The sequence below is a fragment of the Acidovorax sp. Q11 genome, assembly GCF_054950075.1.
In genome coordinates this window covers 32,270-50,235 of sequence record NZ_JBUDZG010000013.1, presented here as the reverse complement: position 1 = coordinate 50,235, position 17,966 = coordinate 32,270, and the positions used below count along the sequence as shown (strand labels likewise).

The 17,966-nt window shown below is 66.6% G+C and carries 18 protein-coding genes; 12 read left to right on the top strand and 6 right to left on the bottom strand.

Annotated features, from left to right (window positions below):
- Nucleotides 1-72: 72 nt before the first annotated feature.
- Nucleotides 73-960 (bottom strand): 23S rRNA (adenine(2030)-N(6))-methyltransferase RlmJ, encoded by an 888-nt coding sequence (locus tag ACYZGB_RS12395; RefSeq protein WP_462388613.1) that lies wholly within the window; start codon nt 958-960, stop codon nt 73-75.
- A 287-nt stretch (nt 961-1,247) separates the two neighbouring features.
- Here ACYZGB_RS12395 and ACYZGB_RS12390 point away from each other — a divergent pair, with 287 nt between their 5' ends.
- The 6 genes from ACYZGB_RS12390 to erpA all read left to right on the top strand — a co-directional run bounded on the left by ACYZGB_RS12390 (nt 1,248) and on the right by erpA (nt 6,113).
- Nucleotides 1,248-3,200, top strand: coding sequence for a serine/threonine protein kinase (locus tag ACYZGB_RS12390; protein ID WP_462388612.1), 1,953 nt, complete (start codon nt 1,248-1,250; stop codon nt 3,198-3,200).
- A gap of 205 nt (nt 3,201-3,405) precedes the next feature.
- Complete coding sequence (rplM, locus tag ACYZGB_RS12385) at nt 3,406-3,837, top strand: 50S ribosomal protein L13 (RefSeq protein ID WP_026437700.1); 432 nt, start codon at nt 3,406-3,408, stop codon at nt 3,835-3,837.
- Nucleotides 3,838-3,848: 11 nt separating this feature from the next.
- Nucleotides 3,849-4,241 (top strand): 30S ribosomal protein S9, encoded by a 393-nt coding sequence (gene rpsI, locus ACYZGB_RS12380; RefSeq protein WP_011804080.1) that lies wholly within the window; start codon nt 3,849-3,851, stop codon nt 4,239-4,241.
- 155 nt (nt 4,242-4,396) lie between these two features.
- The gene (locus tag ACYZGB_RS12375) at nt 4,397-5,107 is read left to right on the top strand and encodes a DUF6776 family protein (RefSeq protein ID WP_462388610.1); all 711 of its coding nucleotides are present in this window, start codon (nt 4,397-4,399) and stop codon (nt 5,105-5,107) included.
- Nucleotides 5,108-5,289: 182 nt separating this feature from the next.
- Nucleotides 5,290-5,688, top strand: a complete 399-nt coding sequence (locus ACYZGB_RS12370) for a bactofilin family protein (RefSeq protein WP_462388608.1) — start codon at nt 5,290-5,292, stop codon at nt 5,686-5,688.
- Between the two features lie 59 nt (nt 5,689-5,747).
- Nucleotides 5,748-6,113: an iron-sulfur cluster insertion protein ErpA gene (gene erpA, locus ACYZGB_RS12365; RefSeq protein ID WP_056414289.1), complete on the top strand. Its 366-nt coding sequence runs from the start codon at nt 5,748-5,750 to the stop codon at nt 6,111-6,113.
- A 103-nt stretch (nt 6,114-6,216) separates the two neighbouring features.
- Here erpA and ACYZGB_RS12360 read toward each other — a convergent pair whose 3' ends face one another.
- Nucleotides 6,217-7,332: an anhydro-N-acetylmuramic acid kinase gene (locus ACYZGB_RS12360; protein WP_462388606.1), complete on the bottom strand. Its 1,116-nt coding sequence runs from the start codon at nt 7,330-7,332 to the stop codon at nt 6,217-6,219.
- Between the two features lie 169 nt (nt 7,333-7,501).
- Nucleotides 7,502-8,872, bottom strand: coding sequence for a peptidoglycan DD-metalloendopeptidase family protein (locus ACYZGB_RS12355; protein ID WP_462388605.1), 1,371 nt, complete (start codon nt 8,870-8,872; stop codon nt 7,502-7,504).
- Nucleotides 8,873-9,075: 203 nt separating this feature from the next.
- Between ACYZGB_RS12355 and tyrS the strand changes: the two genes are divergently transcribed.
- Nucleotides 9,076-10,308, top strand: coding sequence for a tyrosine--tRNA ligase (gene tyrS, locus ACYZGB_RS12350; protein WP_462388603.1), 1,233 nt, complete (start codon nt 9,076-9,078; stop codon nt 10,306-10,308).
- A gap of 104 nt (nt 10,309-10,412) precedes the next feature.
- Here tyrS and ACYZGB_RS12345 read toward each other — a convergent pair whose 3' ends face one another.
- Nucleotides 10,413-11,417: a LysR substrate-binding domain-containing protein gene (locus tag ACYZGB_RS12345; protein ID WP_462388602.1), complete on the bottom strand. Its 1,005-nt coding sequence runs from the start codon at nt 11,415-11,417 to the stop codon at nt 10,413-10,415.
- Nucleotides 11,418-11,554: 137 nt separating this feature from the next.
- Between ACYZGB_RS12345 and ACYZGB_RS12340 the strand changes: the two genes are divergently transcribed.
- Together ACYZGB_RS12340 and ACYZGB_RS12335 are read left to right on the top strand one after the other, a co-directional pair.
- On the top strand, nt 11,555-12,130 hold the full coding sequence (locus ACYZGB_RS12340; RefSeq protein WP_462388600.1) for a DUF2917 domain-containing protein: 576 nt from the start codon (nt 11,555-11,557) through the stop codon (nt 12,128-12,130).
- Nucleotides 12,131-12,235: 105 nt separating this feature from the next.
- Entirely contained in the window at nt 12,236-12,628 is a 393-nt protein-coding gene (locus ACYZGB_RS12335) for a DUF2917 domain-containing protein (protein ID WP_462388598.1), read from the top strand.
- 135 nt (nt 12,629-12,763) lie between these two features.
- On the opposite strand, the gene ACYZGB_RS12330 is transcribed toward ACYZGB_RS12335, so the two are convergent.
- Nucleotides 12,764-13,411 (bottom strand): TetR/AcrR family transcriptional regulator, encoded by a 648-nt coding sequence (locus ACYZGB_RS12330; RefSeq protein WP_462388596.1) that lies wholly within the window; start codon nt 13,409-13,411, stop codon nt 12,764-12,766.
- 252 nt (nt 13,412-13,663) lie between these two features.
- On the opposite strand from ACYZGB_RS12330, the gene fabF reads away from it, so the two are divergent.
- Nucleotides 13,664-14,944 (top strand): beta-ketoacyl-ACP synthase II, encoded by a 1,281-nt coding sequence (gene fabF / locus ACYZGB_RS12325; protein WP_462388594.1) that lies wholly within the window; start codon nt 13,664-13,666, stop codon nt 14,942-14,944.
- Between the two features lie 28 nt (nt 14,945-14,972).
- Here fabF and ACYZGB_RS12320 read toward each other — a convergent pair whose 3' ends face one another.
- Nucleotides 14,973-15,371 carry a BLUF domain-containing protein gene (locus tag ACYZGB_RS12320; RefSeq protein ID WP_440113056.1) on the bottom strand — a complete coding sequence of 133 codons (399 nt, stop codon included), beginning with the start codon at nt 15,369-15,371 and terminating at the stop codon, nt 14,973-14,975.
- Between the two features lie 138 nt (nt 15,372-15,509).
- Between ACYZGB_RS12320 and ACYZGB_RS12315 the strand changes: the two genes are divergently transcribed.
- Both ACYZGB_RS12315 and glmU read left to right on the top strand, forming a co-directional pair.
- On the top strand, nt 15,510-16,265 hold the full coding sequence (locus ACYZGB_RS12315) for a Crp/Fnr family transcriptional regulator (protein WP_462388592.1): 756 nt from the start codon (nt 15,510-15,512) through the stop codon (nt 16,263-16,265).
- Between the two features lie 163 nt (nt 16,266-16,428).
- Nucleotides 16,429-17,847, top strand: coding sequence for a bifunctional UDP-N-acetylglucosamine diphosphorylase/glucosamine-1-phosphate N-acetyltransferase GlmU (gene glmU / locus ACYZGB_RS12310; protein WP_462388590.1), 1,419 nt, complete (start codon nt 16,429-16,431; stop codon nt 17,845-17,847).
- Nucleotides 17,848-17,966: the final 119 nt, after the last annotated feature.

Genomic DNA, 17,966 nt, shown 5'->3' with positions numbered 1-17,966 from the left:
AGGCCGGCGGTTTCGCGGCCTACGGCTTGTGTAGCCGCAGCGCGCAGCGCCAGCGCCGCAGGGCGGGGCGCTTCAGCCGCCGGATTCGAGCGTGTGCGTGGCGTGTTTGTCTTGCGCCAGCAGCTCGGCCATTTGGGGCAGTGCGGTCTTCAGGGCCGCTTTGAGCGTGTAGGGCGGGTTGATCAGGAACATGCCGCTGGCGGGCAGGCCGGGGCGCTTGACTTCACCCGCAGCCGTTTCGACGAGCTTGCTGTTTTTCACCGTGAGTGTGGCGTGCAGCCAGCTTTTGCCCGCCTTGGTGGCCAGGGTCTTGAGGCGGCGGGGCAGATCATGGGCCTCGGGGCGCGGGATGATCGGGTGCCAGAACGCATAGGTGCCCGTGGCAAAGCGCTTGAGCGAATCGGCCGCCATGTCGAGCACCTTGGCATAGTCGCTCTTGATTTCATAGCTGGGATCGCACAGTACAAGAGCGCGGCGGGCCGGTGGGGGCAAATATTTCTTGATGCCTTCAAACCCGTCTTCATGCAGCACGGCCACCTGGCGGCCCGCCTCCAGCTGGGCGACATTGCCTGCCAGGGAGCGCAGGTCGGTCGGGTGCAGCTCGAACAGCTTGAGCTTGTCGTGGCTGCGCAGCAGGCGCTGGGTGATGAAGGGCGAGCCGGGGTAGACCCGCAGGGTGTTGCCCTGGTTGAAGGCGTTCACCATGTCCACATAGGCCTGCAGGGCCGGGGCGAGGGTGGGTGTGGTGGGGGCAAAAAGGCGGGCGATGCCATCGGCGGCTTCGCCGCTGGTGCTGGCATAGTCCCCGTCCAGCCGGTACAGGCCGGCGCCTGCATGGGTGTCCAGCACGGTCAGTGCCGCGTCTTTTTCGGTGAGGTGTTGCAAGGCGGCAATCAAAACCGTGTGCTTGAGCACATCGGCATGGTTGCCCGCGTGGAAGGCGTGGCGATAACTGAACATGGCCCAATGGTAACGAGTGCGCCCCCCGGCGGGCCTTTTTTGTGGTGCCTCCCGCCAGGGCGGGGTGCCATGGGGCCTGCTTGGGTGTATCTTTCCGGGCCACGGCACAATCCGAACCGCCGGTTGGCCACGAGCGTGATGTTTTTGGCAGACAGGTCGGCATTTGTTAGCCATTTGTTTCGAAATCGCCCCCTGCCATGCCGCATGATCGCGCCTGCGGCGGTGCTGGCGCTCCGCTGCGCTCCTGAACCGCCTTCGACACCGCAAGCACGCCACGTCCTTTGACCATGACCGAAAGCCTCCGCCAAGTCCCCGCCACTGGAGTCAGCCATGTCGATGCGCTGCCTCCTGGCACCCGGCTGGCCGAATTCGAGATCCTGGCGCTCCTCGGGGTGGGGGGGTTTGGCATGGTCTACAAGGCGTTTGACCATTCCCTGCACCGGGCGGTGGCGATCAAGGAATACATGCCCTCGGCCCTGGCCGGGCGCTCCGAAGGGCAGTCGCTGTGGGTGCGGTCCTCGTCCGACCAGCAGACCTTTCATGCCGGCCTGGCCTCGTTTGTGGGCGAGGCCCGCCTGCTGGCCCAGTTCGACCACCCGTCGCTGGTCAAGGTGTTCCGGTTCTGGGAGGCCAACAACACAGCCTATATGGTGATGCCGCTCTACAGTGGCATGACCTTCAAGCAGGCGCGCGCGCAGATGCGCACGCCTCCGCCAGAGGTCTGGCTGCGCAAGCTGCTGTGGTCGGTCCTGGACGCCCTGCGGGTGCTGCACGACGGGAACACGCTGCACCGCGATATCTCGCCCGACAACATCTTCCTGCAGGACAACGGCCCGCCGGTGCTGCTGGACCTGGGGGCAGCCCGGCACGCGATCAACGACCAGGACCGCAAGCACACGGCTGTGCTCAAGGTGAACTACGCACCGATCGAGCAGTATTCCGACGGCGACGAGGAACTGCGCCAGGGCCCGTGGAGTGACCTCTATTCGCTGGCGGCCGTGATGCACGGCTGCCTGGCCAACGACACCCCGTTGCCCGCCACGCTGCGCTCCATCCGCGACCGCATGGTGTCGTTCCCCCGCATCGCCAAGACCGTCAAGCGGCAGTTTGGCGTTGAGTATTCAGCGCCTTTTGTGGCCGCGATTGCCCAGTCGCTGGCACTGCGGCCCGAGGACCGGCCGCAGAACATCGACGCCTTCCTGCAGGCCATGGAGATGACATCGCCGCCGGACGATGTCCAGCATTTTGATTTCCGTGCCGAGCTGGGCGATATCTGGGTTGAGCCTGCCGACCAGCCCGGCCCTGGCTTGCTCACGCCCACGGTGGACGTGACCTCGGCACCGCGCATCGTGGCCGAGATGCAGGCCCAGGCGAAACGTGCAGAGGCCTCCGAAGCGGCGGCCCCCGTGGTCGTGGACAGCGGCGCGGGCCGACCCGCGACGGACCCGGGCGCGGACACGGTCATGCTGGGAGGCCCCGACACCGTGTTTGCCGACCCGGGGGACACGGTGTTCATCGACGCAGGCGACACCGTGGCGGCCGATGATTCCCGCCATGACGGCGCAGCCCACCACCGCCGACATGGGGGCGAGCCGCGTGCCCTGCCGCTGGAGCGGGACACGGTGCGTGCTGCGGGCAAAACTGCCAGAGCCAAGCGGCGCTCGCCCCTGGTTGCGGGCCTGGTGGTCGCTGTGCTGGTGGTGGTGGCCTCTGCCGTCGGCCTGCGGTGGATGCAGGGCAACAAGGCGCCCCAAGACGACATCATTACCGAGATGGCCGAGTCGCCCGCACCGCCTGCGGTGCCTGCTTCGGCAGAGGTTGTTCTCACAGAAACCGCCGCCGCTGCAATGGAAGGGGCTTCCAGCCCGGCGGGTTTGGTGGCGGCAGGTGCGGCTGCGGCGGCGTCTGCTGCGTCCCCGGCCTCCGCAGCGGCATCGGCGCCCCGGGTGGCGCCCCGCACGGCCAAGCGCACTGCGCCGGAGCCCGTGCCAACGCCCATTGTTGTGCGCGAGGAGCCCGAGCCGCCACTCCCGCCCGTGGTGGCCGAGCCCAAACCCAGGCCACCGCCACCACGCGTTCCATCGCCCCAGGAGGCCTGTGCCGACGCCAACTTCCTGTCGCGCCCCATGTGCATCCACCAGGAATGCCAGAAACCGTCGCAGGCCGGGCAGCCCATCTGCGTGGAAAACCGCCGCCGCTACGAAGCCGAGGAACAGCGCCGCCGCCAGACGCCTAATTGACGGGGCTCGGCGGTTTTTTTGGCGGACGTCCGGGCCGCTCCGGGCCTGTCGCTTGCGCTCACAAGGGACTAATTCGTATAATCGGAGGCTTCGCAGCGCTTTTGTGGTCCCGCGGCGAAGATCAAGCGCCACCTAAGAGGCTTCCGAAAGAGGAGCACCGACCGTGGAAAAGGACCCGCCAAACCCTCTTTCAAAGAGAAAACTCATGACTACTACTTTCAGCGCAAAGCCCGCTGAGGTCGTGCACGAGTGGTTTGTGATTGACGCGACCGACAAGGTCCTCGGACGAGTAGCCAGCGAAGTTGCTCTCCGTTTGCGCGGCAAACACAAGGCCATTTACACGCCTCACGTCGATACCGGTGACTTCATCGTCATCATCAACGCAGCCAAGCTCAAGGTCACCGGCACCAAGTCCCTGGACAAGGTGTACTACCGCCACTCGGGTTACCCCGGCGGTATCACGGCCACGAACTTCCGCGACCTGCAAGCCAAGCACCCCGGCCGCGCGCTGGAAAAGGCTGTCAAGGGCATGCTGCCCAAGGGCCCCCTTGGTTACGCAATGATCAAGAAACTCAAGGTGTACGGTGGTGCAGAGCATCCCCACACCGCCCAGCAGCCCAAGGCTCTGGAAATCTAAGGAGCCTTGAGATGATTGGTGAATGGAACAATGGCACCGGCCGTCGCAAGTCCAGCGTCGCCCGTGTGTTTCTGAAGAAGGGTTCCGGCAAGATCACTGTGAATGGCAAAGACATTCAGCAGTATTTCGGCCGCGAAACCTCGATCATGATTGCCAAGCAACCGCTGGCGTTGACCAACCATGTCGAAACTTTCGACATCCAGATCAACGTGCACGGTGGCGGTGAATCCGGCCAGGCTGGCGCTGCCCGCCACGGTATCACCCGTGCCCTGATCGACTACGACGCAACGCTGAAGCCCGCACTGAGCCAAGCCGGCTTCGTGACCCGCGACGCGCGTGAAGTCGAACGTAAGAAGGTCGGTCTGCACTCCGCACGCCGCGCCAAGCAGTTCTCCAAGCGTTAAACCTTGGCCCTGCCCGGATGCCGCCCTGTGCGGCATCTGCTGCAAAGCGTCCCTGGGGTGCTTTACAGAGAAAAACCGCCTTCAGGCGGTTTTTTCGTTTATGGTGCGCTCTTTTCTTTTTGGGTGCGTATGTCCAAGACACGCCTGTTGACCCTATGCGCTTTCGCCTGCTGCGCCGTCGGCTGACCATCAGTGCCCCCCGAGTGGCCATCCGCAGTGCCTTGCCCTGGCCCTTTCGCTGGCTGGCGCTGGCGGTGGTGCTGGGCTTTTGTGCGGCGGTGGCGCTGTGGGCGTTCGAGTTTGGCAAATCCATCGCGGGGCTGGACACCGTTTCGCGTGACGAGGTGCACCAGATGAAGGCCGAAATCACGCGCCTGCGCGATGAGGGCCAGGAGCGGCAAACGGTGGCTCTGACCGCCGAGAGCCTGCTGGCCACCGAACGCGCCGCCAAAGAGAGCCTGATGGCCCAGGTGCGCCAGCTGGAGGCCGACAACCGGACGCTGCGCGAAGACCTGGGGTTTTTTGAAAAATTGATACCGGCGGCCAAAACGGATGGCCTGGCGATCCGCGCCCTGCAGGCCGAAGTGCTGGGCGGGATGCAGCTGCGCTGGCAGGTGCTGGTCATCCAGGCGGCGCGCAATGCGCCCGAGTTCAATGGCCGCCTGGAGCTGGTGTTGGCGGGCACCCAGGACGGCAAGCCCTGGACCGAAACCCTGCCGTCCCAGGGGCAGCCCCTGCAGGTCAAGCAGTACCGCCGCATGGAGGGTGTCCTCGATCTGCCGCCCCATGCCGTGGTAAAAACCGTGACCGCGCGCGTGCTGGACGGAACCACCGTCCGCACCACGCAGACCATGGCCATCGAGTAAGAGGCAAGGAGTGGCCACTTCCGTCGGCGGCCCTGCGGCGGCCCGTGTGGCCCGCCACGCTCCTTGCCCCGGGCGCGCCAGTGCCTCCGTGCCGCGTGCATGCGGTGGTGCCTGCAGCGTCGTTTTTCTAGTTCATCCGCATGCGGGCTGTCTGGCCTGCTCGCTTTTCAGGAGTCCTGCCCATGTTTTCGCGTAAGAAGCAGCCCCCCATCAAGAGTCTGGTCGCGCAGGGCACCAAAATCGAAGGCAATGTGCTGTTTGCTGAGGGCATGCGCATTGATGGTGAAGTGGTGGGCGACATCCGTGCAGGGGCAGAGCAGCCCAGCATCCTGGTGATTTCGGAAACCGCCCGGGTGGAAGGCGCTGTGCATGCCGACCACGTGATCATCAACGGCCAGGTGCTGGGCCCCGTGCATGCGGGCGAGCTGCTGGAGTTGCAGCCCAAGGCGCAGATCACCGGCAACGTGCACTACAAGGCGCTGGAGATGCACCAGGGCGCTGTGATTGCCGGGCAGTTGTTCCCGATGGCCGTGCTGGTCGAGGAAAAGCCCCCACTGAAGTTGGCGTCAAACAATCCGTGATCTGAATTCCCGAGCGGTTTGCAGTAGTATTAACCCCAAATACCGAACCGGAGTACCCCATGAGCGCCGTTGCCGACAACATCCAGACCGAAATGCCCGCCCCCATCCTCTTCACCGACAGTGCTGCGGCCAAGGTGGCGGACCTGATTGCCGAAGAAGGCAATCCTGACCTGAAGCTGCGCGTGTTTGTGCAGGGTGGCGGCTGCTCCGGCTTCCAGTACGGCTTCACCTTCGATGAAATCACCAACGAAGACGACACCACCATGACCAAGAATGGCGTGTCGCTGCTGATCGATGCGATGAGCTACCAGTACCTGGTGGGTGCCGAGATCGACTACAAGGAAGACCTGCAGGGTGCCCAGTTTGTGATCAAGAACCCGAACGCCACCACTACCTGCGGGTGTGGCTCCAGCTTCTCGGCCTGATCGGTCGTGGGACCGGGCCGCGAGGCCGGTGCCCCGGATGCACCAAACATAAAAACCGCCTTCGGGCGGTTTTTTCATGGGTGGAGGGAATCCGCCGCTGCGCTCAGGCCGGGTACACCGCGCCCAGCACGCGGGCGCCCGCTGCGCCGGTCACGCTGGGCAGGTTGCCAGGGGCTTGGTGCAGGGCCTGGCGCGCCAGCCAGGCAAAGGCGGCGGCTTCGACCTGCAGAGCGGGCAGCCCCAGGGCGTCGGTGGCCACGACCTGCCGCGAGGGGCACAGGGCCTGCAAGCGGCGCATCAGCTGGGTGTTGAGGGCGCCCCCTCCACATACAGCCAGGATTTTGCTATCTATTTTGTAGCTATCAACGCATGTTGAGCATGCGGTAGCGGTGAATTCTGTCAATGTGGCCTGCACATCGACAGGCTCGGCGTGCCCGAAGCGCTCCAGGTGGGTGGCCAGCCAGGGGGCGTTAAACAGGTCGCGCCCCGTGCTCTTGGGGGGCGCCTTGTGCAGAAAAGGCTCCTGCATCAGCGATGCCAGCAGGCCGGGCAGCACCTGCCCGGTGGCGGCCCAGGCGCCATCCCTGTCGAAGGCTTGTCCGGTGTGCAGCTGGCACCAGTGGTCCATCAGCGCATTGCCGGGGCCACAGTCAAACCCCAGCACGCTGCCGTCCGCGCCGAGCACGCTGAGGTTGGAGATGCCGCCGATGTTCAGCACCAGCACCGTCTCATCCGGCCGCCCGAAGACGCCTTGGTGGAAGGCTGGCACGAGCGGCGCGCCTTGGCCGCCCGCTGCCACGTCGCGGCTGCGCAGGTCGGCCACCACGGTGATGCCTGTCCGCTCGGCCAGCAGGGCGGGGCTGATCAGTTGGAGGGTGTAGCCCGTGCCGTCGAACTCCTGGGGGCGGTGGCGCACGGTCTGCCCGTGGGCGCCAATGGCGCGGATGGCGCTGGCTGGCAGGCCGCCGCGCTGCAGCAGGGTGTGCACCACCTCGGCATAGGCCCGTGATAGCGCATTGCCTGCGAGGGCCGCGCGGTGCAGTTCGTTGTCACCGGGGGTGTTGAGGGCCAGCAGTTCTGCGCGCAAGGCGGGCGCAAAGGGGGCGCTGACATGGTGGGTGACCCGCGTGCGCGGGCCGGAGAAGTCGGCCAGTACGCCGTCGATGCCGTCGAGCGAGGTGCCCGACATCAGGCCGATGTACAGCTCGGATGCGCTCACAGCAGCTGTGCACAATGTGAAAGTGTGGGCCTCAAAGCCCCGCGCTCAGCAGCGCCATGCGCGTTGCAACTGGCGCGGCGAAGGCCAGCGGCCGCCGCGCAAGGGCCGCCCCGCCGCGCTGGCGGCGTCCCCCTTCGGGGGGAAGGCGCGCAGCGACTCAGGGGGGGCTTCATTCAGCGCTGGCTTGCTCGATGAGCGCAGCGGCATTGAGCTGAACGCGCATGTTGGCTGCCAGGCGGTCAAAAGCGGGGCGCCCGGCGGCCGAGACGGGCGCGGCGGCTTCGCTCTGGGCCACGATGGTCATGGGGTCCTGGTGCTGGCCATTGACGCGGAACTCGAAGTGCAGGTGCGGGCCGGTGGCCCAGCCCGTGGCGCCCACGGCGCCCAGGGTCTGGCCCTGTTCGACCGACTGGCCCTGGCGCACGTCGATGCGGCTCAGGTGGGCATACACCGTGACATGCTGGTTGCGGTGCTTGATGAACACCACGTTGCCATAGCCGTTCTGCACGCCCGCAAACTCCACCACGCCATCGCCCACGGTGCGCACGGCGGTGCCTGTGGGGGCTGCGAAATCGGTGCCCAGGTGGGCGCGCCAGGTTTTCAGGATGGGGTGCAGGCGCATCTTGAAGCCGCTGGTCACGCGCGAGAACTCGACCGGCGAGGCCAGGTAGGCGCGGCGCATGCTTTCGCCGTCCAGCGTGTAGTAGGCGCCCTTGGTGGCACCGGACTCCTGGAACCACACAGCCTGGTGGGTCTTGCCGTTGTTGACGAACTCGGCGCTCAGCACGCGGCCGCTGGACAGGGGCTCGCCGTCGGCTTCCAGGGTTTCGTACACCACCGAGAAGCGGTCGCCCTTGCGCAGCGAGCGGCGGAAATCGATGTTGCCGGAGAACAGCTCGGCCACCTGCACGGCCACCGCGTCGGGGATGTTGGACGCGTCGGTGGCAGCAAACAGCGAGCTCTGGATGATGCCGCCGGACAAGCGGCTGCTGGTCGTCATCTTGGCGGTTTCGATGCGCGTCGCAAACTTGTTGTCGCCCTTGCGCTCGACGATCAGGCGGCGGAAGTTGCCGCTGTCGTCTGGCACCCAGCGCACCGTCAGGCGCACCAGGCGGTGGTCGTCGGTGGTTTCTGCCGACACGATGCGGCCGGTGCGGCCCAGCACGTTCTGGCGTACGGGGGTGTCGCCACGCATGAAGGCGGCGGCGGCCGGGTCGGCCACGCCCAGGCGCTGCAGCAGGGATTCGGGGGTGTCGCTGGAGCGCACCTGCTCAGAGCGGAACAGCGAGAAGCCCGGGGCTTCCAGCTCGCCCAGCACGAGGTTCTCGGCCAGCGATTCGACGGGGTAGCTCACCATGCGCACCGGCAGTTCGGCCGGATCGGGCGCGAAGGACGCCACGGCGAAGGCGCCGCCGCCACCCGTCAACAGGACGGCGGCAACGGCGGCGGTGATGCGTTTGGGGTGTTGTTGGATCGTGCGGGACAGTCGGTCAAGCAAGGCGGTGCTGGCGGTGCGGACCGTAGTGAGGCCGTGAATCAAAGGTCTATCCCCAGGGTGATTGTGGTGCCAAGGCGTTCCCCCGGTGTGAATGCGGGGCGAGGCCAGGACCACAGACTGTCAGGCTGCAGCCATTCGACAGGTTGATAAAAACAGGTCGAAACGGCGGGCCCACTAGAATCCGCCTCTGCAATGTGGGCTGAAGTATAGCGGCGCATGCTGTCTAGACATCCCAAAAAACCCTTATGAATCAATCTGCTGTTACAACAACCCCGGTCTCCGATGGTGTAGGACGGGCCCTCGAAATCTCGCTGCGCGGCGTGCAGGAACTGCTGCCGCAGGACGAATGGGTCAAGAAGCTGGCGCGCTCGGAGGCCACAGGCCAGCCGTTGCGCATCAAGCTGGGGCTGGACCCCACCGCGCCCGACATCCACATCGGCCACACCGTGGTGCTGAACAAGATGCGGCAATTGCAAGATCTGGGCCACCAGGTCATCTTTTTGATCGGCGACTTCACCAGCCTGATCGGTGACCCCTCGGGCCGCAACAGCACCCGCCCGCCGCTCACGCCCGAGCAGATCAAGGTGAACGCCGAGACGTATTACAAGCAGGCCAGCATGGTGCTGGACCCGGCCCGCACTGAGATCCGCTACAACAGCGAGTGGAGCGAACCCCTGGGCGCGAGCGGCATGATTCAGCTGGCCTCCCGCTACACCGTTGCACGGATGATGGAGCGCGACGATTTCCACAAGCGCTTCACCACCGGCCAGTCCATTGCGGTGCACGAGTTCTTGTACCCGCTGATGCAGGGCTACGACTCGGTGGCGCTCAAGAGCGACCTGGAGCTGGGCGGCACGGACCAGAAGTTCAACCTGCTCATGGGCCGCCATCTGCAGCAGGAATATGGCCAGGAACCGCAGTGTGTGCTCACCATGCCGCTGCTCGTGGGCCTGGACGGCGTGGACAAGATGTCCAAGTCCAAGAACAACTATATCGGCATTGCCGAAGACGCCAACACCATGTTCGCCAAGGTGCTGTCCATCAGCGACACCCTGATGTGGGACTGGTTCACCCTGCTGTCGTTCAAGAGCCTGGCCGAGATTGCCGCGCTCAAGGCCGAGGTGGCGGGCGGGCGCAACCCCAAGGACGCCAAGGTGATGCTCGCCAAGGAGATCACCACGCGCTTCCACAGTGCGGCAGCGGCCGATGCGGCCGAGCAGGATTTCATCAACCGCAGCAAGGGCGGCGTGCCCGATGAGATCCCCGAACTGAGCCTGTCCGGCGCACCGCTGGGCATTGGCGCGCTGCTCAAGCAGGCCAACCTGGCGCCCTCGGGCAGCGAGGCTAACCGCCTGATCGACGGCGGCGGCGTGCGTGTGGATGGCGGCGTGGTCAGCGACAAGGGCCTGAAGCTGACTGCAGGCACCTACGTGGTGCAGGTGGGCAAGCGCAAGTTCGCGCGGGTCACATTGGCCTGATTCTTTGAGCCAAATGGGCCTTCGCCGTGCGCTGGATAAGCGGTGAATGCTATAAAAATAGAAGCAAAAGCGCCGAGCCTGCGCAGGCCGGCGCTTTTTTCTTTTCAGGCACCGTCCAGGTTGTCGTTCAGATCCGGGTCGGGTACATCGCCAATCGCCTGGCGGGTGGCCTCGGCCTGCACTTGCAGCCAGGCGCAGAACGCCTTGATCTCTGGCCGGTGCAGGCTGCGCGGGCCCACCATGAGCCAGTAGGCCAGGGGGGAGTCGATGCGGTGGCCGGGTAGCACCTCCACCAGGTCGCCCGAGGCCAGCGCGTCCGCAATCAACGGCATGCGTGCCAGCGCCAGGCCCTGGCCGCTGAGCGCGGCCTGCACGATCTGGTGCGCGTAGTTGAAATACAGCCAGCGCTCGGGCTGCAGCTTGGCCAGGTCGCGCGCGTCAAACCAGCGGCGCCAGCTCAGCCACTCCAGCTGCTGGCTGCGGTGCGCATCGCCCGCCTCGATCAGCGTGAATTGGGACACGTCGGCGGGCGTGCGCAGCGGCTTGCCACTTTTGAGCAGCCAGGGGCTGGCCACCACGGCCAGCTGCTCACCAAACAGGCGCTGGCCGCCTTGCGTGATTGACTGGCTGGGCATGGCATAGCGCAGGGCCAGGTCCACGTCCGAGGTTTCCAGGTCCACCGGCACATCGGTGGCATCGATGCGGATGTCGATGCCCGGGTTGTCGCGCTGGAACTCCTCCATGCGAGGAATCAGCCACATCGACGCAAAGCTCGCCCAGGTGGTGATGGCCACGCTGCGGCGCCCGGCCGTCTGGCGCACCAGGCGCACGGCGGCGTCCATGCGCTCCAGCGCCGGGCCCACCGCGCGCTGCAGCTGCGCGCCCGCGCTGGTCAGCTCCACCGCGCGCGTGTGGCGCAGGAACAGCGCCACACCCACCTCTTCCTCCAGCGCCTGGATCTGGCGGCTCACGGCCGACTGGGTGAGCGCCAACTCATCGGCTGCGGCGCGGAAGTTCAGGTGCCGTGCCACCGCCAGAAAGGCGCGCCAGTGGCCGGTGGCCACGGGGCGGGTGCGCAGAACGGCGGGGGAGTATTCGGCAGAGGCCATGGCGGGGCTCCCGGAGGGAATTGATTCATGCGTTGATGGAATGAATAGCGTACCGCGTTTTCATTGGACTGTGTGTGGCGCAAGGATCACTATTCATGCTCCGAAACACCTGTTTTATCCACCCTAAGGAGTCTGTCATGTCCGCCCGCAACGTTCTGGAATCGCAACAATCTGTGCAAGCCGCCGTGGCTGGCCGTTCTGCGGCCGGTTGCTGGAAACTGACCCCCGGCCGTGCCCTGTCGCTGCACCCGCATGAGCGCAGCGTGCTGGAGATTGCCCAGGGCCGCGTCTGGCTCACGCTGAGCGGGACCTTGCCCAGCCACCAGCCCGCTGACATGCCCGCAGATTTGCTCCTTGGCGTGGCTGACCACCTGCTGCAGGCTGGTGACCGCCTTGACATTCCGGCGGGCCAGCATGTGGTGATGGAGGCCTGGAGCCCTTCAGGCGAGCCCGGCGAGGAGGTGGCCTTCCATTGGCATGGCGCCCCCGCCCCGGTGCCTGCGCAGGGCCAGCGCGCCCAGCGGCCCGGGGCCGAATGGGAATGTGGCGTGGTCCAGCCCCTGCGCGACCTCGTGCAGGCCCTGGCCCAGGGCGGGCGCGCCGTGGGGTTGGCGGGGGGCCAGGCACTTGGCGCCGGAGGGCGTCTGGTGCTGGGAATCGCCCGTTTTGCTCTCATTCGGATAGCGGCACCGCGAGAAAGCAAGCCCGCTTGAGCACGACATGCAAGAAGAGCATCAATTGGTGCATTCCTTTTCATTGGACGCTGCGGCTAGCACAGAGCACCATAGAGTCCATCAAGGGTAAACCCGGAGATTCACATGACCACCTCGCAGACCTTCAAGTTCTTTTCCACCGCTGCCACGGCTGCTGCCGCACACGGTGCCAGCACCTTGCTGCCAGGCAAGGCCCTCAGCCTCACGCCCCGCGCGCCCATGGCCCTGCGCATCGCCGAAGGTCAGGCCTGGGTCACGCTGGATGCCGGCCCCTACGGCACGGGCGCCGAAGCCGGTGACGTGTTCCTGCACGCCGGCCAGACCCTCTGGCTGGCCGCTGGCCAGCACGCCGTGGTCGAGCCTGTGGGCCAGCAGCGCCTGCAGTACCGCTTCACACGCACGCCGGTAGAAGTGGCCAGCACCGCCACCCCCTGGTGGCGCCGCGCGGCTTTTGGCAGCCCATCGGTGGCGGTGGCCAGCGACGCCTGCTGCGCCTGACCCCTCCCGCTGAGGGGCTGCGGCGCAGCATGACGCCTGCCAGATGGCCTCTCGGTTCATGTTCAAAAGAGCTTCTTACGCGCATCCATGCGGCGCAAGAAGCTCTTTTTTTGATAGCGTTTGATCTCCTCCTGCTCACCGGCCTTCAGCGCCTGGTGCCTCCAGCCACTGGATCAGCTGGCCCTGCAGGGTAATTAGAATCTCCTCAGACAACCCCGGCTGCGCGGCCGCCGTGGCGCGGGCCAGCACCAGGCCGCCGACCATGGTGGCCAGCACCTGCATGGCGTGCGCGCGGTGGGTGGCTGCGGTGGCTACCGCTTCGTCGGCCTCCTGCGGGGTGGTTGCAGCAGGCACGGAAGGCGCGCTGTCGGCCAGCAATTGCGCAAAACGCTGGATGTTGCGCTCGATGCCTTCGGCAAACACCTGGGAGAGTTCAGGCCCCGCGCGCGCTGCGTCCACCGCCAGCGCGGCGGCGGGGCAGCCGCTGCCGGGGGTGTCGCGGTGCTGGGGCGAGAGGTAGCTTTTGATACGGTCGGCCACGCTGGCGTTGGGCGTGTGGCCGTCCAGCGGCGCAATCGACCAGTCGAACGCGCTGGCGCAGGCTTCGCGCACCAAGGCGTCCTTCGACTCGAAATGCCGGTACAGCCCGCCATGGGTGAGCCCGGCGTCGCGTGTGATGTCGGCCACACCCACGCCGGTCAGGCCGCGCTCGCGGTAGAGCCGGGCGGCGGCGTCCAGGATGCCCTGGCGGTTTTCGGCGGCCTGTGCCTTGGAGACTTTCATGGGATTGGCCTTCTATTGATTGCGACCGCACGCAAAGCGGTGTTTTGTGTTTATGATGACGACCCCAATCATAAATGCCCGCCCCTTCTGTGGCAGCGTGACCGCGTGGCCCGCCACCGGGCTGCCGCAGGCCCCCGGTAACTCCGGGGCCGCAGAGGCGCCGGGCGGCAACCAGCGAGGTGATTCCATGACCCCCAGCCCTCTTTCCCACCGCAGCGCCTTGGCGCCCGCCGCGCACGGAGCGGCCCGCTGATGCGCCGCGTCGTCATCACCGGCATGGGCCTGGTGTCACCACTGGGTTGCAATGTCGAGCTGGCCTGGCAGCGCCTGCTGGCGGGCCGCTCGGGCATCACCGTGCTGCCCGAGGCCGTGACCGAAGGGGTGCCGGCCAAGGTGGCCGGGCGGGTGCTGCCGCTGTCTGAGGACCCTGAGGGCGGCTGGGATGTGGATGCCATCGTCTCGGCCAAGGACCAGCGCAAGATGGACCGCTTCATCCCCTTCGCGCTGGGCGCTGCCGACCAGGCGCTGGCCCAGGCGGGCTGGCCGGTGGTGGGGGGTGACGAGTCGGCGCTCGCGCGCACGGCCACGGTCATCGCATCGGGCATTGGCGGCTTTGGCGCAATTGCCGATGCGGTGCGCACCACCGAAACGCGCGGGCCGCAGCGGCTGTCGCCGTTCACTGTGCCGTCGTTCCTGGTCAACCTGGCGGCGGGGCAGGTGTCCATCCGCCACGGGCTCAAGGGGCCGCTGGGCGCACCGGTCACGGCCTGCGCCGCCAGCGTGCAGGCGCTGGGCGACGCGGCCCGGCTGATCCGCTGCGGCGAGGCCGATATCGCCGTGTGTGGTGGCAGCGAGGCCGCCATCGACCGCGTGAGCCTGGGCGGCTTTGCGGCGGCCAAGTCGCTGTCCACGGGGTTCAACGCCACGCCCGAGCAGGCCTCACGCCCGTTCGATGCGCAGCGCGACGGCTTTGTGATGGGTGAGGGCGCAGGCATGCTGGTGATCGAGGCGCTGGACCACGCCCTCGCACGCGGCGCGCAGCCGCTGGCCGAGCTGGTGGGCTACGGCACATCGGCCGACGCGTACCACATCACCTCGGGGCCGGAAGATGGCGACGGCGCCGCGCGCAGCATGGCCGCCGCGCTGGCGCAGGCGGGACTGCGGGCTGATGAGGTGCAGCACCTCAATGCCCACGCCACCTCCACCCCGGTGGGCGACCGGGGCGAACTCGCCGCCATCCGCCGCGTGTTCGGCACGGGGGCAGGGCCCGCCATCGTTTCCACCAAGTCGGCCACGGGCCACCTGCTGGGCGCGGCGGGTGCGGTGGCCACCATCTTCACCACGCTGGCGCTGCGCGACCAGGTGGTGCCTGGCGCGCTGAACCTGCACACGCCCGATGCGTTGGCCGAGGGGCTGGACCTGGTGGCGCTGCGCCCCCGGCCCATGGCGCTCACGCACGCCATGGTCAATGGCTTTGGTTTTGGCGGCGTCAATGCCACGTTGATCCTGCGGCGTTGGACCGAAGCTGCGTGATGCCTGGAAGGAAGCGCGAGGCGGCGGGTCAGAGCACCAGCTCGCCCCGCACGACCTCGAACGCGGCCATGGCCGCATCCCCGTCCAGCAGTTCCATGCGGGCCAGCGCCTCCACATCTTCCACGGTGCTGAACGCCAGGCTGAAGTGCTGAAAGCGCCGCCCCGCCAGCGGGCCGTGGTGCAGCACCTCGATGTTGATGTGGCGGGGGTCGTTGCGGATGCGCTCGATCAGCTTGAGCACGGCTTTTTGCGGGCCCTCCAGCTGCTGGCAAAAGCGTTGTCCGTCAAAAATCAGCAGGCCCGTCACGTCAAGCTCCACGTTGACCTGGCGCGCGCGCCCGGCAATCTCTGCGACCACGCTCAGTGGTTGCTCGGGGGCGATGGTGCTCACGTAGAGGACCTCGTAAAGGGCAGGGGATAGGTGCATAGGTGCAGCCCAATGTAGGGGGCTCAAGGTGTCCGCGCAATGTCAAAAGACATAGGGGCGGCAGCGGCGCTGCCAGGCGTGCAGCTTTGTCGCAACCAGCGGTTTTCGCGTGATTTCCGTCCCTAGAATCGATTCCCCATGAACGTCACCTTGCCCGCCAACGTGTGCCCCCCGGCCTGCAGCAATTGCCGGTTGCGCAAGACCGGCGCTTTCACAGCGGTGAAGCCTGAGGTGTTGGACTTCATCCAGGGCTTTCGCAGCGAGAGCCTCGCCGTGGAAGCAGGCGGCGCGCTGGTGCGTGAGAACCAGACCAACGCCAAGCTGTTCACGCTGTATTTGGGCTGGGCGTTCCGCTACAAGTCGCTGAGCGACGGGCGCCGCCAGATCCTCAACTTCTTGCTGCCCGGCGACCTTGTGGGGCTGCAGCAGGAGTTTGGCGAGGTATCGGCCCACGGTATCGAGGCGCTGACCGACTGCTCGCTGTGCGTGTTTCAGAACGACAGCCTGTGGGCGCTGTTCCGCGAGCATCCGCGCCTGGGCTACGACATCACCTGGCTGTCGGCGCACGAAGAGGGCCATGTGGACGACAACCTGCTCACCGTCGGCCGCCGCAACGCCACCGAGCGTGTGGCCATGCTGCTGATGCACCTGTACCGCCTGCTCGATCGCATCGGGCTGGTGGAGGACGGCTCGGTGGCTTTCCCGCTCAACCAGCAGCACATTGCCGACGCGCTCGGGCTGTCGCTGGTGCACACCAACAAGACGCTGCGGCGCCTGTCGCTGCTGGGCTTGCATGAGCTGAAGAACGGCCGCTTGCGCCTGCTCAACACCCGGGCTCTCGCGCGCATCGCCGAGTACTACGACACGCCGCCCCGGCTGATGCCGCTGCTGTAGAGCCTTCGCTGCGGAAGGTGGGGGTCAAACATGCCGCTGGCGCCAGTCCCTCGTGCGCAGGTAGCTATGGTTTGCGTAGCATTTTGCGCCCTGTGGGCCGCAGTCGATAATCCACGCAACGCCCGCGCGCCGGGCTTGTGCTGCGCAACCCCATTCCATTTTCATGACCCCACTCGACATCCTCATCATGGCGGCCGGCAAAGGCACGCGCATGAAAAGCCGCCTCCCCAAGGTGCTGCAGCGCCTGGCTGGGCGCCCGCTGCTGCACCATGTGCTGGACCAGGCCGCGCACCTGCAGGCGCGCAGCGCCATCGTCATCACAGGCCATGGTGCTATAGAAGTAGAAGCTGCTTGCGCAGGTGCAGCGCGCGCAGACGGCAGTTTTGACCTGAAATTTGTGCGCCAGGAACCCCAACTGGGCACGGGCCACGCGGTGCAGCAGGCCGTGCCCCACCTGCGTGACGATGGCACGGCAGTCGTCCTCTCGGGCGATGTGCCCCTGACCCAGGCCGACACCCTGCGCGCCCTGGTGGCTGCCAGCGGTGGCGAGCGACTGGCGCTGCTCACCGTCACTTTGCCCGACCCCACGGGCTACGGCCGCATCGTGCGCAATGCCGAAGGCGCCGTGCAAGGCATCGTCGAGCACAAGGACGCGAGCGACGCCCAGCGCGCCATCACCGAGGTCTACAGCGGCATCATGGCCGTGCCCGCGCGGCTGCTCACGCCCTGGCTGGCGCGGCTCTCCAACAACAACGCCCAGGGCGAGTACTACCTGACCGACATCGTTGCCATGGCCGTGGCCGATGGTGTGCCCGTGGTGGCCCACCGCATCAGCGATGCGCTGCAGGTGGCAGGCGTCAACAGCCCACTGCAACTGGCCGAACTGGAGCGTGCCCACCAGCTGCGCCAGGCCCGCGCCTTGATGGAGCAGGGCGTGCGCCTGGCCGACCCCGCCCGCTTTGACCTGCGCGACGACACCCGCACCGGAGTGCGTGGCGAGCTGGTCTGTGGGCAGGACGTGGAGATCGACGTGAACTGCGTCTTCACCGGCCGCGTGGAGCTGGGCGAGGGCGTGAGCATTGGCGCCCACTGTTGCATTGCCAACGCACGCATCGCGGCGGGCGCGGTGATCCACCCCTACACCCACATCGACGGCGAAAAGGCCGGAGCCACCGTGGGCGAGGGCGCGCTGATCGGCCCCTTTGCCCGCCTGCGCCCCGGCGCCCAACTGGGCCGCGAAGTGCACATTGGCAACTTTGTGGAAGTGAAGAACTCCACCCTGGCCGACGGCGCCAAGGCCAACCACTTGGCCTACCTGGGCGATGCCACTGTGGGCGAGCGCGTGAACTACGGCGCGGGCAGCATCACCGCCAACTACGACGGCGCCAACAAGCACCGCACGGTGATCGAGGCCGATGTGCATGTGGGCAGCAACTGCGTGCTGGTGGCACCGGTGACGATTGGCGCAGGCGGCACGGTGGGCGGTGGCAGCACCATCACGAAGAGCACGGCACCAGGCGCACTGAGCGTGGCGCGGGGCAAGCAGGTCAGCATTGCCAATTGGGCCCGGCCAAAGAAGTGAAACACCCCCTGAGCCGCTGCGCGCCTTCCTCCTCTCCTTCGGGAGGGGGACGCACCCCGTGGCCTGGCAAAGCCAGTTCCACGGGTGCACTCGCAGCGGCCGCGTCAGTTTTCATGAGG